This window comes from Paralcaligenes ginsengisoli, assembly GCF_054781135.1.
The window spans coordinates 72,268-87,795 of the sequence record NZ_BAAGUZ010000015.1 but is presented as its reverse complement, the minus strand read 5'-3'; the positions used below and the strand labels follow the sequence as shown (position 1 = coordinate 87,795).

General features: G+C 58.5%; 16 protein-coding genes. 9 read left to right on the top strand and 7 right to left on the bottom strand.

Going from position 1 to position 15,528, the window contains the following annotated elements; all coding sequences use genetic code 11:
- The 3 genes from ACYVIS_RS09480 to clpS form a co-directional block, all read right to left on the bottom strand.
- Positions 1 to 1,308: a paraquat-inducible protein A gene (locus ACYVIS_RS09480; protein ID WP_370635928.1), complete on the bottom strand. Its 1,308-nt coding sequence runs from the start codon at positions 1,306 to 1,308 to the stop codon at positions 1 to 3.
- Positions 1,308 to 3,623 (bottom strand): ATP-dependent Clp protease ATP-binding subunit ClpA, encoded by a 2,316-nt coding sequence (clpA, locus tag ACYVIS_RS09475; RefSeq protein WP_232742854.1) that lies wholly within the window; start codon positions 3,621 to 3,623, stop codon positions 1,308 to 1,310. Before clpA ends, ACYVIS_RS09480 begins: the two co-directional genes overlap by 1 nt.
- A 201-nt stretch (positions 3,624 to 3,824) precedes the next feature.
- The gene (gene clpS / locus ACYVIS_RS09470) at positions 3,825 to 4,148 is read right to left on the bottom strand and encodes an ATP-dependent Clp protease adapter ClpS (protein ID WP_232742853.1); all 324 of its coding nucleotides are present in this window, start codon (positions 4,146 to 4,148) and stop codon (positions 3,825 to 3,827) included.
- Positions 4,149 to 4,468: 320 nt separating this feature from the next.
- Here clpS and ACYVIS_RS09465 point away from each other — a divergent pair, with 320 nt between their 5' ends.
- Positions 4,469 to 4,714 carry a cold-shock protein gene (locus ACYVIS_RS09465; RefSeq protein WP_232742852.1) on the top strand — a complete coding sequence of 82 codons (246 nt, stop codon included), beginning with the start codon at positions 4,469 to 4,471 and terminating at the stop codon, positions 4,712 to 4,714.
- A gap of 27 nt (positions 4,715 to 4,741) precedes the next feature.
- A complete protein-coding gene (locus ACYVIS_RS09460; RefSeq protein WP_232742851.1) occupies positions 4,742 to 5,221 on the top strand; it encodes a DUF192 domain-containing protein in 480 nt (159 codons plus the stop codon).
- 28 nt (positions 5,222 to 5,249) lie between these two features.
- On the opposite strand, the gene pcaF is transcribed toward ACYVIS_RS09460, so the two are convergent.
- The 4 genes from pcaF to xseA all read right to left on the bottom strand — a co-directional run bounded on the left by pcaF (position 5,250) and on the right by xseA (position 10,097).
- Complete coding sequence (gene pcaF / locus ACYVIS_RS09455; protein ID WP_232742850.1) at positions 5,250 to 6,455, bottom strand: 3-oxoadipyl-CoA thiolase; 1,206 nt, start codon at positions 6,453 to 6,455, stop codon at positions 5,250 to 5,252.
- Positions 6,456 to 6,535: 80 nt separating this feature from the next.
- Positions 6,536 to 8,005, bottom strand: a complete 1,470-nt coding sequence (locus ACYVIS_RS09450; RefSeq protein ID WP_460873838.1) for a chloride channel protein — start codon at positions 8,003 to 8,005, stop codon at positions 6,536 to 6,538.
- A 61-nt stretch (positions 8,006 to 8,066) separates the two neighbouring features.
- Positions 8,067 to 8,645, bottom strand: coding sequence for a superoxide dismutase (sodB, locus tag ACYVIS_RS09445; RefSeq protein ID WP_232742848.1), 579 nt, complete (start codon positions 8,643 to 8,645; stop codon positions 8,067 to 8,069).
- Between the two features lie 102 nt (positions 8,646 to 8,747).
- Entirely contained in the window at positions 8,748 to 10,097 is a 1,350-nt protein-coding gene (gene xseA / locus ACYVIS_RS09440; protein ID WP_232742847.1) for an exodeoxyribonuclease VII large subunit, read from the bottom strand.
- A 571-nt stretch (positions 10,098 to 10,668) separates the two neighbouring features.
- Here xseA and ACYVIS_RS09435 point away from each other — a divergent pair.
- The 7 genes from ACYVIS_RS09435 to ACYVIS_RS09405 all read left to right on the top strand — a co-directional run bounded on the left by ACYVIS_RS09435 (position 10,669) and on the right by ACYVIS_RS09405 (position 15,515).
- Positions 10,669 to 11,295 (top strand): MotA/TolQ/ExbB proton channel family protein, encoded by a 627-nt coding sequence (locus tag ACYVIS_RS09435; RefSeq protein ID WP_232742846.1) that lies wholly within the window; start codon positions 10,669 to 10,671, stop codon positions 11,293 to 11,295.
- Positions 11,292 to 11,702, top strand: coding sequence for an ExbD/TolR family protein (locus ACYVIS_RS09430; protein ID WP_232742845.1), 411 nt, complete (start codon positions 11,292 to 11,294; stop codon positions 11,700 to 11,702). The genes ACYVIS_RS09435 and ACYVIS_RS09430 overlap by 4 nt, the downstream gene beginning before the upstream one ends.
- The gene (gene lpxK, locus ACYVIS_RS09425; protein WP_460873837.1) at positions 11,699 to 12,775 is read left to right on the top strand and encodes a tetraacyldisaccharide 4'-kinase; all 1,077 of its coding nucleotides are present in this window, start codon (positions 11,699 to 11,701) and stop codon (positions 12,773 to 12,775) included. Before ACYVIS_RS09430 ends, lpxK begins: the two co-directional genes overlap by 4 nt.
- Before the next feature lie 112 nt (positions 12,776 to 12,887).
- Positions 12,888 to 13,079, top strand: a complete 192-nt coding sequence (locus tag ACYVIS_RS09420; protein ID WP_232742843.1) for a Trm112 family protein — start codon at positions 12,888 to 12,890, stop codon at positions 13,077 to 13,079.
- Positions 13,076 to 13,840: a 3-deoxy-manno-octulosonate cytidylyltransferase gene (kdsB, locus tag ACYVIS_RS09415; protein WP_232742842.1), complete on the top strand. Its 765-nt coding sequence runs from the start codon at positions 13,076 to 13,078 to the stop codon at positions 13,838 to 13,840. The genes ACYVIS_RS09420 and kdsB overlap by 4 nt, the downstream gene beginning before the upstream one ends.
- Before the next feature lie 190 nt (positions 13,841 to 14,030).
- Complete coding sequence (gene adk, locus ACYVIS_RS09410) at positions 14,031 to 14,705, top strand: adenylate kinase (RefSeq protein WP_460873836.1); 675 nt, start codon at positions 14,031 to 14,033, stop codon at positions 14,703 to 14,705.
- 51 nt (positions 14,706 to 14,756) lie between these two features.
- Complete coding sequence (locus tag ACYVIS_RS09405) at positions 14,757 to 15,515, top strand: 3-hydroxyacyl-CoA dehydrogenase (protein WP_232742840.1); 759 nt, start codon at positions 14,757 to 14,759, stop codon at positions 15,513 to 15,515.
- Positions 15,516 to 15,528 lie beyond the last annotated feature (13 nt).

Here is a 15,528-nt window from a genome sequence, read left to right as displayed (position 1 = left end):
CTATGCGCCTTGTTGTAGGGTGTTGGGTGCAGCAGGCTCTGGATGACCCGGCATTGCCTCCGTTTCGTCGAATCCCCGGGCGATGCCCGCGTCCCAGCCCGAACGAGGATCGTAACTCATGGCGCCGAACATCGTCAGCACGACAACCAGCCCGAAACTGGCGGCACCCGGCCCTGCCGTCACCTGTGAAAGCCCCGGAAAATTAGCCATGGCCGACAACAGGATCACCACAAAGACATCCAGCATCGACCATTGGCCTATGAACTCGATCAATTCATATAAACGGGTGCGTTGCCGCTGTATGACTGCACCGCGCCAGCCATCCCTGATCAGCAACACGATCAAGGCAAACAGCTTGGTCATGGGAACCACGACACTGGCGACGAATACTATGACGGCAAGATCCCAGGAACCTAATTTCCAGAGCTCGATGACACCGCCCAAAATGGTATGGCCAGTCTGGCCGGTGGGCGTGCGGATTTGCATGACCGGCAGAATATTGGCGGGAAAATACAGGATGCTGGCTGCAATGACAAATGCCCAAGTTCTGGCCGATGAATCCGGTTTGCGAAAATGGATGCGCGCCCCGCAACGCGAGCAGTTGTGGGGAGAGTCATGCTCAGTGGCGTTTTGCACATTTCCGCAAGACAGGCAAGCCTCGACGGGGTGCCCGGCGGCCAACTGCGCCCCCGACACCGGAACAAGACCCTCATCTTCGGCATAGCGCCACAAACGCAGGGCTGTTACACGGCTAAGGCCCGTAAGCAAAAGGGTCAGCGCGCCAAACGCCCATAAGCCAAACCCGGGTTCCAGCCTGGCCAGGCCGGACAGCTTGACAATGGCAACCAGGATGCCCAGCATTAGAACCGGCACCATGCTCCATGAACACATGGCGCGCAGCACGCGCATGCCGTAATGAAAGTCGGCGGGCAGGCGTTGTGAGATTATCGCCAGCAATGCCCAAAGCAAAAAAAGCAATTGCATCAGCGGCAAGGCAAACCCAAACAGCCCCGTCATCAGGGCTACGACTTCATGGCCCTGCCGCCAGGTCAAAATCAGTGCATCGGGCAAAGACGCCTTGATATGCAAGCCGCCCATGCTGAGCGTTGCGATGGGGAAGTAATTCGCCATTGCAAAAACCAGCAGACCCGTCAGGGTCAGTGCCAGCCAACCAGTCGGGGGAACGCCGCTATGACGATATAATGTATATCCACAACGTACGCAATTGGCCAATGCCCCTTCGGGGATGAACGTGCGCTCATGCAGGCACGCGCAATGCGGACAAGCTATCAGCGGCCGCCGCGCCATCAATCGACGAGCTCGGCTTCCGACTCGACAGCAGGGTGCGCTTTGGGTTTAACCGCCTTGTCGGTGAAAGACAGTGCGACCTTGCCTTGCTCATCGAGATCGACCGTAACATTACCGCCGCCAACCAGCCGCCCGAACAGCAGTTCGTCGGCCAGCGCCCGGCGTATGGTGTCCTGGATAAGCCTTTGCATGGGGCGAGCGCCCATCAGGGGATCGAAACCCTCTTTGGCCAGGTGATCGCGCAGGGCCTGCGCAAACACGACTTCGACGTGTTTTTCGTGCAACTGGTCTTCGAGCTCCATGAGGAACTTGTCGACGACACGCAGAATGACTTCGCGCGACAAGGGCGTAAAGCCAATAATGGCATCGAGACGGTTACGGAACTCAGGCGTGAACATGCGCTTGATATCGACCATTTCGTCGCCGACCTTGGTCTGCGACGCAAAACCAATGGAAGCGCGGTTCAGCGTGTCGGCACCCGCATTGGTGGTCATGACAATAATGACGTTGCGGAAATCGGCTTTGCGACCATTATTGTCGGTAAGCGTACCGTGGTCCATGACCTGGAGCAGGATATTGAAGACGTCGGGATGCGCTTTTTCGATTTCGTCGAGCAACAGCACGCAATGCGGCTGTTTGCTGACGGCCTCGGTCAGCAACCCGCCCTGATCGAAACCCACGTAACCCGGAGGAGCGCCTATCAGGCGCGATACAGTGTGGCGCTCCATGTATTCCGACATATCGAAACGCAGCAGTTCGATGCCCAGCGTAAACGCCAACTGACGGGCCACCTCGGTTTTACCAACCCCCGTGGGGCCCGAAAACAGGAATGAACCTATGGGCTTGTCGGGCCGCCCCAAACCGGACCGCGCCATTTTGATGGCGCCGGCCAGCGCATCGATGGCCGCATCCTGGCCGAACACCACCGTTTTAAGATCGCGGTCGAGCGTAGCCAACTTGTTGCGGTCGTCGCTGGACACACTTTGAGGCGGTATGCGGGCAATCTTGGCCACCGTGGCCTCGACCTCTGCCTTGCCTATCAACTTCTTTTGCCGCGATCGCGGCAAAAGGCGCTGCGCCGCCCCCGCCTCGTCGATGACGTCGATGGCCTTGTCGGGCAGGAACCGGTCGTTGATATGCCTTGCCGCCAGTTCGGCGGCCGCTGTGATTGCGGCAGCCGAATACCGCACCCCATGGTGGGCCTCGAAGTGCCCTTTCAGGCCGCGCAGGATTTGTATCGTCTGTTCGACGGTAGGTTCGGCCACGTCGATTTTTTGAAAACGACGCGCCAGCGCGTGGTCTTTTTCGAAAATACCGCGATATTCGTTATAGGTAGTGGCTCCTATGCATTTCAGCTGCCCCGAAGACAAGGCCGGCTTAAGCAGATTGGACGCATCCAGAGTGCCGCCCGAGGCTGAACCGGCACCGATGAGGGTGTGAATTTCATCGATGAACAGAACTGCGTTGGCGTTGTCCTTGAGGGATTTGAGCACGGCCTTGAGACGCTGCTCGAAATCCCCGCGGTATTTGGTACCCGCCAGCAAAGCCCCCATGTCGAGCGCATACACCTCGGCATTGGCCAGGATGTCCGGCACTTCGCCCTTGGTAATACGCCACGCCAGACCCTCGGCGATGGCAGTCTTGCCGACGCCGGCCTCGCCAACCAGCAAGGGGTTGTTCTTGCGCCGGCGGCACAGGACCTGTATGACCCGTTCGACCTCGTGTTCGCGGCCGATCAGCGGATCGATCCGGCCCTGTCTGGCCTCGGCATTGATGTCGAGCGCGTAAAGCTCCAACGGCGATTTCTGCTGATCGGACTTGTGTTCGGTTTCGTTGCCAATTTGTTGCTTGACGGGCTCGACAGGAGATTCTTCGGAAGCCTTGGTAATGCCATGCGAGAGAAAATTGACGACATCGAGGCGCGTAACCCCTTGCTGCAACAGGTAATACACAGCGTGTGAGTCTTTTTCACCGTACATGGCAACCAGCACATTGGCGCCGGTGACCGTATTTTTGGCGGAATTACCCGACGAGACATGCATGATCGCTCGTTGAATCACACGCTGAAAACCTAGCGTGGGCTGGGTGTCGACCTCGTCGTCGCCAGGAAACACCGGAGTATTTTCAGCGATGAACTTGCGCAGATCCTGGCGCAGAGTATCGAGGTTGGCGGAGCAGGCGCGCAGCACCTCGGCTGCCGCGACATTATCGAGCAAAGAGAGCAGCAAGTGCTCTACGGTGATAAATTCGTGTCTTGCGGTACGGGCCTCTACAAAGGCCATATGCAAGCTGACTTCAAGCTCTTCGGAAATCACGCTTCCTCCATGACATATCGAAGCGGACAAAACAATTTTGATAGATCCTATTCTATGACTAATTCAGGCCCGCGTATCGCCCTGTGGCCATAGATTGTTACCGGATTGCATCAAAACTCGATATTTATCTGCTTACCGGTTCAAGCCGGACAGCATATTGACTGCCTCGACCCTTTCAACATGGGGCCGAAACCCTCGAATTCAAGCATCCGGAGCGGGCTCCATGACGCATTGCAAAGGGTGCTGGCGGGCACGCGCCATTTGCCGGACCATTTCCACGCGAGTGGCGGCGATGTCTCGCGGGAACACTCCGCATACGCCGCGCCCCTCATGGTGCACAAGCAGCATGATGCGCGCGGCCTCATCTTCATTTTTACCAAAAATTCGTTGCAGGACATTGACAACGAACTCCATGGGCGTGTAGTCGTCGTTCAGCAGGACAACCTGGTACAGCGGGGGCGGGGCCAGCTTGCTGGCCTGCCTGTCAAGCACTGTATCACGCTGGTTTTCGGTTTGAATAGCCATAAATAAAACAGTTTAAATAAGTGTGCTCTTGCCGCCGGCGACCCGTTCACCGGCCTTGCGATTCATGCCGGCCCCGGCATGGTCATGCCTGGGCCGGGCCGATTTATAACAAACTGGGCAGCCAGGCACCGAATAATCGTGAAAATGTGGCGTCAAAGTCTATATAAGTGCTTTCCATAGTTGACTAGGTTGGGGTACATTAAGCATTATCATAATATTCTGAATGTTTTCATGTATTTGTCAGCATCAACAGAAACAGGGCTGAAGCCAGCCCAATAGTCGAGCATTCAAGTCAACACTATAGTCGAGAGGCAGTCCGCATGTCAGATTCAACCACAACCTCCGCTCCTGGGGATACCCAAAAGCTAACGGGGACCGTTAAATGGTTTAACGACGCCAAAGGTTTCGGCTTTATTACCCCCGATAACGGTGGCGAAGATCTCTTCGCTCACTTTTCATCCATACAAATGAACGGTTTCAAAACGCTCAAAGAAGGCCAGAAAGTCGCGTTCGAAATTGCTCAAGGCCCAAAGGGGAAACAAGCTCTCAACATTACGGCTGCCTAGTCGCGTAACTATTAACCACAATAACAAATGTCTGATTCGTATACGTTCACGGGGCCCTCGGGCCCCGTTTCTTTCATTTGCGCCGCATTGCTAAGCAGCTGCCTGCTGTGCGGCCCGGCCCGTTCGCAATCCCTGCTGCTTCTGCCCACCACCGAACTCACCGTCGGCGCGCAGCCGGTACAGGCCGAAATCGCCGCCACGGAAGCCAGCCGCGAGCAAGGTCTGATGTATCGGCAATCGCTGCTTCCCGATCACGGCATGCTGTTCGTATTCGAGCGGGCCGAGCAGCAATGCTTCTGGATGAAAAACACTCTTCTGCCGCTGTCGATCGCTTTCATCGCGGCAAACGGCAAAATTCTGAACATCGCCGATATGCAGCCGCAAACCGAAGATGCGCATTGTCCATCGGGGCCGATTTTATATGCGCTGGAAATGCAGCAAGGCTGGTTCGCCGAGCACCGCATACAGGCTGGGCAGGCTGTCTTGGGCCTGCCCAAAAAACCCTAGCGCGTTCGAATAAACTTCGGCAGGGAAATTAAACCCGCTCCAGCACCACGGCGATGCCCTGACCCACCCCTATGCACATGGTGCACAGCGCATAGCGGCCGCCGGTCCGATGCAATTGATTGACCGCGGTAATAGCCAGCCGTGCGCCGCTGGCCCCCAATGGGTGGCCCAAGGCAATGGCGCCGCCGCCGGGATTGACGCGCGGGTCGTTGTCGGCAATGCCAAGCAGGCGCATGACGGCAAGCCCCTGAGCGGCAAAAGCTTCATTCAGCTCGATCACATCCATTTGATCTATTGTCAGGCCCGCAAGCGCCAGCACTTTCTGCGTAGCGGGGGCCGGCCCTATACCCATGATGCGCGGCTCGACGCCGGCCGTTGCCATGGCAACCACCCGCGCGCGCGGCACCAGCCCCTGCGCCTTGGCCATCGCCTCGGAAGCCACCAGCAAGGCGCACGCGCCGTCGTTGACGCCCGAAGCATTGCCAGCCGTGATGGTGCCATCGGGACGTACGATGGGCTTGAGGCGAGCCAAGGCTTCGAGCGTGGTTTGGCGGGGATGCTCGTCGGTATCGACCACCACAGGATCGCCCTTTTTCTGGGGAATCACGACCGGCGTGATCTCGGAGGCAAACACGCCCGCCTTTTGAGCCGCCGCTGTTTTGGTCTGGCTGGCCAAAGCGAAAAGATCCTGGTCTTCGCGGGACACCTTGAATTGGACGGCAACGTTCTCGGCTGTTTCCGGCATGGAATCGATGCCATATTGGGCTTTGAGCAGCTTGTTTACAAAACGCCAGCCTATAGTGGTGTCGTAAATGGCGGCGCTGCGCGAAAAAGCCGACTCGGCCTTGCCCATGACAAACGGTGCCCGGCTCATGCTTTCGACGCCGCCGGCCAATATGAACTGCGCGTCGCCGGCACGTATGGCGCGAGCGGCTGTGCCCAGCGCATCGAGGCCTGAGCCGCACAGGCGATTGATCGTGCCGCCGGGAACATCGACCGGCAAGCCAGCCAGCAGGGTGGCCATGCGAGCCACATTACGGTTATCTTCGCCCGCCTGGTTGGCACAGCCGAACAGAGCGTCGTCGAGACGAGCCCAATCGACGCCGGGATTGCGCTGGACCAGGGCCTTGAGCGGCGCCGCGGCCAAGTCATCGGTGCGAACCGGAGCCAGAGCGCCGCCATAGCGGCCAAAGGGAGTGCGAGTAGCGTCGCAAATAAATGCTTGAGTTGTCATAAAAAAACCTGGGCTTCAAGATAGGTGGGAGTCTGGCAAGCCAGACTGCATGGCAGACTTCAACGCTTATCTTATCGCATTCAGCCCGGTTTTCCGGAATCAGCCCGGAGCTCGTCCACGCTACGGTCAGTCGCCGCCCCGGTTCGCACTGCGGGGGTATTCGATGCCGGCGCCTTCATGGATTGGTTGTACTCGTGAGCGCGATGCCGATAACGGCCGGCGGCATTGTGGTAAAACGCATGCGGGCCGAACTGCCGCGACACAATGGACGCAAACAAGGAGCCTACGAGCAGCCAGAACAGCATAGGCTGGCTGCCCGTCATTTCCATGACCACCACGCTGGCTGTCAGGGGAGCCTGCGTGGCGGCGGCCAAAAAGGCAGCCATCGATATAAGCACCAGTACGCGCGGATCGACCGCCGCGCCCGCAAGCTCGCCCAATTGAGCGCCTATGCCCGCTCCCGCCGTCAGGGCCGGGGTAAAAATCCCGCCGGGGATTCCAGCCCAATAAGAAGCAACAGTGGCCAGCAGTTTGCCTACCCCAAAGCCTGGGACCTCGGGCGGATGCCCGGCCAATGCCTCCGAGGCATGTGCGTATCCTGTTCCGTAGACCGAATTATGAGTCAGTAAACCGAGCACCGCCACCGCCAGTCCCATGATGAACGCCAGGCAAACCGGATGGCGCCGAATCCAGTTGCGCCAGCGGGCTGGCGCGAACGACGCAGGCCCTTTGCCCAGCAGTTGGGAAAACAGGCCTCCCAGAATTCCGCAGGCCAAGCCGCAAGTCAGGGTCCAGAGCAGCATGTTCTTGTTCAGGGCGTGGCCGGAGAACGTGCCGAAATAAGGGTTGTTGCCCACCAGCGCCACGACCAGGAAACCCGACGCCAGCACCCCGATCAGGACCAGCCGGTGCCAGCGCAGGGCCGTGCCCCTGCCCAATTCTTCAATGGCGAAGATCACGCCCGCCAATGGCGCATTGAACGCCGCCGCCAAGCCCCCTGCCGCTCCCGCGGCAATCAACTCATTGACTTGAAACCCCTTGAGCGGAACTCCCATTCTTTGCCAGAAACTGCCCCAGGCCAGCATGACGGCCGCCCCTACCTGCACCGAAGGCCCTTCCCGGCCGATCGAGGCTCCGAACATCAGGCCGGCAAACGTCAGTGGAATCTTCCATACGGCCTGCGCCAGCGACGTCAATTGCCGTCGTCCGGGACTCGGCGGCAGGGAAAGCGAAGCAATTACCTGGGGAATTCCGCTGCCGGCCGAGTTAGGAGCGAAACGCATGGTCAGCCAACGGATCAATGCCATGCCAAAGGGCAATAGTATCCACCCCAGCCAGGGCCATCTGGCCGTCCAACTTCCGTTCAGATGCAAAGCCAGGTCTGCCAGCCTGGCAAAACCCAGAGAGACCAGGGCAACCAGAGCGGAGCCGCCCAGCAGCAGGGTGAGCTGCAAGGTTTTGCGCGACAGGCGCCGCAACTGGCGGGTCTTGCGCCGGGCGGCCTGGCGCAGGCTCGAATAGGCTTGCCGCAAAGGAAAGAGAATGCTCATGGCAAACATATAAAAACCCTCGGCAAGCGAGGGTCTGATCCGATAAATTGTCTGGAAGCGATTAGCCGAGATTGGTTGCGGCAAACTTCCAATTGACCAGGTTCCAGAAATTTTCCAGGTACTTGGGGCGGGCATTGCGGTAATCGATGTAGTACGCGTGCTCCCAGACGTCACAGGTCAGCAGCGGAACATCGGCTGTGGTGAGGGGCGTTGCGGCGTTGCTGGTGTTAACGATATCGAGCGAGCCATCTGCCTTTTTGACCAGCCAGGTCCAGCCTGAACCAAAGTTGCCCGCGGCCGATTTGCTGAAAGCCTCTTTGAAGGCGGCTGCGCTGCCCCATTTGGCATTGATCGCGTCCAACAGCTTGCCGGCCGGTTCGCCGCCGCCATTGGGCGACAAGCTGTTCCAGTAGAACGTATGGTTCCAGATTTGCGCCGCATTATTGAATACACCGCCCGACGCCTTTTTCACGGTATCTTCGAGCGATGCCGATTCGAATTCGGTTCCGGCGATCAGGTTATTCAGATTGGTGACATACGACTGGTGGTGCTTGCCGTAATGAAATTCGAGGGTTTCTTTCGAAATATGCGGAGCCAGGGCGTCCAGCGCATAAGGAAGAGGGGGAAGCGTGTGTGCCATATTCAATTTCCTTCAAAAAAACAAAGTTAGCTCGTTCATTGTATCGGGAACGAGAGAATAAATCGTGACGAATCCCGAATAAGTATATAGGGCCGCAAAAAGTTAGATTAGTCCATGTGCCTGCAGAACCGCAACCTCCGCTCCGCCTTGACTCAATTCCAGCTGCAGATGCTCGCCGGGGCTCAAGGCACTTGCATCTTTTACCAACGCACCCTGCTGGTTGCGCACGATGGCGTAGCCGCGGCCAAGTATTTTTCTGGGATTCAAGGCTTCGAGGGTTTGAGCGGCCGCCGCCAATCGCGCCTGTTGCCGCACCAGCATGCCTTGCCCGGAACGCGACAGGCGCGAGGCGTACTGGCCCAGATCATGCCGTCGGCGAACGACGTCGGGTTCGGCGTGAGCCAGGCGGCCTTGCAACTGACCCAGACGCGCCGCGGGGCGTTCGGACAAACCGGTGGCCACGCGCACCAAACGATTCATCAAAACCTGCAAACGCTCACCCTGCTGCGCCAGGCGCTGCTGCGGCGAGGCCAGCATGGCCACCGCCCGATCCAGCCGCAAGGCGGCACGCTCCAGCAAGCGATGCTGCTGTGCCGTCAGCGTCGCCAGCGCCGACCGGACCTGGGCCAGGCACTCCTGGCGAGCCTGGCAGCAAAGCTCGGCCGCGGCCGTGGGGGTGGGCGCACGCAAATCGGCCACAAAATCGGCAATCGTAAAATCGGTTTCGTGGCCAACGCCGCTGATCACGGGAATGGGGCTGGACGCAATCAGGCGGGCCAGCGCCTCATCGTTGAAGCTCCAGAGGTCCTCGAGGCTGCCCCCTCCCCGCACCAAAAGCAGCGTGTCGACTTCATTACGCTCACAGGCGACGCTCAGCGACTGCCTGAGTTTCCCGGCGGCATCCTGGCCCTGCACCGGCGCCGGATAGACAATAACCTGAACGTGCGGCGCGCGGCGCGCCATGGCCGACAGGACGTCGTGCAAGGCTGCCGCGGCCAGCGAGGTGACCACGCCGATTGCGCGAGGCATGGTTTTGATCGGACGCTTGCGATCCGCATCGAACAGGCCTTCGGCCGCCAGCTTGTCCTTGAGCATTAAAAAAGCTTCATGCAGGTCGCCCCGGCCGGCGCGCCTCAGCGCTTCGACCTGCAACTGATAGTCGCCGCGGGCCTCGTACAAAGTCACGCTGGCGCGAAATTCGAATCGTTCCCCGGCCTTTGGCACAAAACCCACACTCTGGGCCCGGCCACGAAACATGACAGCCCGTACGGCGGATCGCTCATCCTTGATCGTAAAGTACCAATGCCCCGACGCCGCCTGGGTAAAGTTCGATATCTCCCCCCTTACCCATATTTGCGAAAAATGCCCGGCGAGCAACTGCCCGACCTGCTGGTTGAGTTGGGACACCGACAGGATGGGATCGCGAGCTAAAACCGGATTATCTGTATACATGGCTGGAGGCTGATTTTTAAAAAAATGATGTTCGATTTACTGCGAAATTCCGGCAAACAGGCAACTTTCTTTGAATTGCTGTCCACAGGGAAACATGTTTTGTCAAACTACTGAAATATCAATCCAATTTGATCCAAAGATACAATCATTCTTTAAATTAATCTTGTAAGTAATTGATATATATAAATATACGAGAATTTCTAACATTGACCTCAAATTGACCAATCGACCTCTAGACCCAATGAATAGCGCCTTAGCCGAAAGTTTTACACATAATTATCCACAGATTCTGTGGATACTCTCGGGAAACCAAGGCCTCAAGCCAATTTGCCTCACGCTTTTTAATCTACATGCGCGTCTTCAGCCCGTCGTAAGCGCCAAGGCAAGCTACAAGCGCTGTTTAAATTCCGTATGTCCCGAAGCCGGCCAAATACCGGAACGGAACTCCCATTAACCGGGATACACAACAGGAACACCGTACCCGGTGGCTTCCGGTTTATCTGGCAAGTAGAACACTTGCCCTTAAAATACCAGCTTGTTCATCACTGTTTCACTCTGGCGGAGACGCATTTTGCTCGAAATCATTCATGAAGCGGGCTGGCCGATATGGCTGCTCATTGCTACATCGGTGCTAGGCCTGGCATTGATTATCGAACGTTTCCTGTCCCTGCGCACGAAGCTGATTCTACCGCCGCGGCTTGCGGCCCAGGTCCTTGAGTTGATCCGGCAACGCAACGACACACCGGAGGCCATCACGAAGCTGGCCGCCAGTTCGCCTCTGGGCCGGGTACTGGCCGAAGCACTCCTGAACCGCAACGACGACGAGGCGTATCGCACTGCCGCCATCGAAGAGGTCGGCAAAGATGTGGCGCACCGCCTGAATCGCTACTTGCCCGCCCTGGCGACGATCGCCGTGATAGCCCCATTGATGGGCTTGTTTGGCACCGTGGTCGGCATGATCGAGATTTTCGCGTCATACAGCCCGACCGGCGGCGATCCGGCCCAACTGGCCCGAGGTATTTCGATGGCCTTGTATAACACCGGGTTTGGTATCATCATTGCCATTCCCGCCTTGATCTTTCACCGCTACTTCCGCTCGAAGGTCGAGCACTGCCTGCATCAGATGGAACGCGAAGCCAGTGCGTTAAATCGCATGCTGGCAAAGAAAACACAAGCCGGCCCGGAGGCCTCGCGATGAATTTCCGCCCATATCCGTCCAGCGACGAGCCGGAAATCAATCTGATTCCCCTGATCGACGTACTGCTGGTCATTCTGATATTTTTGACCGCCACGACCTCGTTTACGCGACTAAGCCAGCTCAAGATCTCGCTTCCACAGGCACAAGCCGAAGCGGTGGACACAACGGCCATCAATATCGCCATCAGCCAGGAAGGCATCTATGCCCTCGACGGGCAATTGCTGTCCGGCCAAAACACCGAAGATATCGTCCAGGCACTGGTTTCGGCAGCGCGCAACAAAAACGACCCGGTACTGGTAATCAACGCCGATGCGCAAAGCACGCACGAGTCGGTGGTGCGCGTCATGGAAGCCGCGCAGCTGGCGCATATCAGCCGGGTTAACTTTGCAACCCGCAGTTCCCCTTGAGACCGCCGCTTTTCCTTACACAGGCCTTGCAGGGGCTCTGGCGCAGCAAAGGGATCGCCAGCACGCTGCTGCTGCCCCTGTCCTGGCTGGCCGGTCATTACGTCAAGCGCAAACAGCAACGCTATAGGCAAGGCACCCGACGCGGCGCCTCATCGCCCCACCCCGTGATTGTCGTCGGCAATCTCTACGTCGGGGGAACCGGCAAGACTCCAGTCGTGCTGGCCCTGATTCACGCGCTGCAGGCTCGTGGATGGCGGCCGGGAATCATCAGCCGAGGCTACGGCGGCCATGCCGGGAATGAGGCCAGAACAGGCCACGGGCAACTCGACCCGCGTGAATTCGGCGACGAACCGTCGCTGATTGCGGCAAACGGCAATGTGCCCGTTGCCGTGCACTCCGTGCGAGCCTTGGCGCTGCATGCGCTGGAACAGCACTATCCCGATGTAAATCTCATTATCGCCGACGATGGCCTGCAACACCTGGCTCTGGCGCGAGACATTGAAATCGTCGTACAGGACGCACGCGGCCTGGGCAACGGCCGGATGCTGCCCGCCGGCCCCCTGCGCGAGCCTGCCAGCCGCCTGGCCAGCGTCGATTACCTGATTACCAACCTGACCGCGGGCCAAGATGTCCCAGCGCCGCTTGCCATAGCCACCCGCCAACTGACAATGCGACTGCACCCGGATAGCGTGCGCCATCTGATCTCGGGCGAAAAGCTCGCGTGGAACGATTGGCGTGAGCGCTATCGCCATGCTTCTCTTGGGGCGATGGCGGGCATCGGCCACCCTGCGCGCTTTTTTGCCATGCTGCAAGAATGCGGCCTCGATCTCGATAAAACGGTAGCCATGCCGGATCACGATCCCTACACGCGCTCTCCCTTCGAGCAACTCGATACGGATCTGATCCTGATCACGGCCAAGGACGCGGTAAAGTGCATGCATTTTCAAGACGAACGCCTGTGGGCTGTCGATGTCCTTCCGCAATTTTCCGAATCGGACTGGCTCGACGAATTGCACAGGAAACTCAGCCTGATTGCCGAGGCAAAGTCCCGCCAGCCCTGCGGCGTGGAATAATCCGCGCCTGGCGAAACGGGCTTGACATCGCAGGACGGCTCCAGTGATTTCTAAAAACCCGCGGGGCGAATTACACTTCAGGGCTTGAACCTATTATTGCCAGGAGTCTGCCATGGAATCCCGCCTGCTTGAAATTCTGGTTTGCCCTCTTTGCAAAGGGCCCCTGCACTATGAACGTGAACACCAGGAACTGATTTGTTCCGCCGATAAGCTGGCCTTCCCGATACGCGACGGCATTCCTGTCATGCTCGAAAACGAGGCCCGCGACCTGCATGCCAGCCCATCCGGCGCGAGCGCAGCGTGAGCTTCATTGCCATTATTCCCGCTCGCTCGGCGTCAACCCGGCTGCCCGGCAAACCCTTGCTGGATATCGCGGGCAAACCCATGGTGGTGCGTACCGCCGAACAGGCAGCGCGTTCGCTGGCCGACCGGGTCATCGTCGCCACCGATGATGGCCATATTCAGGCCGTAGTCCAGGCCCACGGTTTCGAAGCGCTGCTTACCCGGTCCGATCACCCCACCGGCACCGACAGGCTGGCCGAAGTCGCCAGCCGTTTAAGCTTGGCGGGCGACACCATAGTGGTCAATGTCCAGGGCGACGAACCCCTTGTCGATCCGATGCAAATCAATGCGGTCGCGGCTCTGCTCGCACAGGACCATGACGCCGCCATCGCCACCTGCGCCAGTCCGATTACCCAGGCCGATACGCTGTTCAACCCCAACGTCGTCAAGGTGGTATGCGACCAGCGCCAGCACGCCTTGTATTTTTCGCGCGCCCCGATACCCTGGGCACGCGACGCATTGGCCGATGGCCAGCAGAGGCTGGCTGCGGATATTCCAGCGCTGCACCATATCGGCCTGTATGCCTACCGGGTAGGCTTTCTTGAAAAATTTCCCTCCTTGCCGATTGGGCAACTTGAGCGCTTCGAATCGCTCGAGCAGCTTCGCGCCATGGAAAACGGCTATTCGATCGCGGTATACATCACTCACGAACATCCCGCAGCCGGGGTCGACACTGAAAGCGACTTGATCCGGGTACGCCAGGCTTTTGTAAATCGGTTATAAATCGTCTTCCAATTCCATTTCTAAATTAACCGCGCACTTGGTGGGCTTCACGTCCCGCCGCTTGTGTACCGTCCGTGTTTCGCGTACACGTGCACGATCAATTTGAAAATGTAATCGTTCCCGCCCCATGCAGAAATTGCTGCGTTGCGGCATAATCGGAAAAAGTTAAAAAACTCCAGGAGAGGAATTCATGCGACTGATTCTACTCGGTCCCCCCGGCGCCGGAAAAGGCACCCAGGCAGCGTTTATCACCCAAAAATTCGGAATCCCCCAAATTTCGACCGGCGATATGCTGCGTGCCGCCGTCAAGGCGCAGACCCCCTTGGGCCTTGAAGCCAAGAAAATCATGGACACCGGCGGCCTGGTATCGGACAAGATCATCATAGGCCTGGTGCGGGATCGCCTGCAGCAAGCGGATTGCGAACCCGGTTATCTGTTCGATGGATTTCCCCGTACCATTCCACAGGCCGACGCGCTCAAAGAAGCGCATGTTGCGCTCGACTACGTTGTCGAAATGGTGGTTCCCGAAGAAAATATCATCGAACGCATGAGCGGGCGACGCGTACACCCGGCCAGCGGACGCAGCTATCACATCCTTTTCAACCCGCCCAAGACGCCGGGAATCGACGACATAAGCGGCGAACCGCTGGTGCAGCGCGACGATGATCGCGAAGAAACCGTGCGTCATCGTCTCGCTGTTTATCGCGAACAGACACGGCCTCTGGTCGAGTACTACTCTTCCTGGGCCCGCAGCGGTGCGGCCGCGGCGCCCGCATTCCGGCAAATTTCTGGCTTGGGCAGCGTCGACGAAATCAGGGCGCGGGTCTTCGAGGCCCTGCAGTCGCAACCACAACCCATCGCCTAGCGAGCCTGGCAACCGCAGACAGACCACAGACACAAAAACAGAGACGGACTCATGGAAATCAAAAATAAAGTATTCATCGTAACGGGCGGAGCATCCGGGCTGGGCGCCGGCACCGCCCGGATGCTGGTGGCCGAAGGCGCCCGCGTCGTGCTGGCCGACTTGCAAGACGAGGCGGGCCAAAAACTTGCCGCTGAACTGGGTCAGGTCTACGTACACTGCGATGTTACCCAGGAAGCCGATGGGCAGGCCGCCATTGCCGCGGCCCAAAAGCTCGGCTCCATTTTTGGCCTGATCAATTGCGCGGGCGTCGCCCCGGCCTCGCGCATAGTCGGTAAAAATGGCCCGCACCCTCTCGATCTGTTTCAAAAAGTGGTCATGATCAATCTTGTCGGCACGTTCAATATGTCGCGCCTGGCCGCCGCCGCCATGAGCGAGAACACGCCCGAACCCACCGGCGAGCGTGGCGTGCTGATCAATACCGCCTCGGTCGCGGCCTACGACGGGCAAATAGGCCAGGCTGCCTATGCCGCGTCCAAGGCCGGAGTCGTGGGGATGACCTTGCCGGTCGCTCGCGACCTGTCCAAGGCGGGCATACGATGCTGCACCATCGCACCGGGTATTTTCGGTACCCCCATGATTTTCGGCATGCCTCAGGAAGTCCAGGACTCGCTGGCCGCCAGCATCCCTTTCCCCGCCCGTTTGGGCCGGCCCGAAGATTACGCCAAGCTGGTCAACAGCATCATCACCAACGATATGCTCAACGGAGAGACAATCCGTCTCGATGGCGCGATTCGCATGGCCCCCAAATAATCGGGCCATCTTT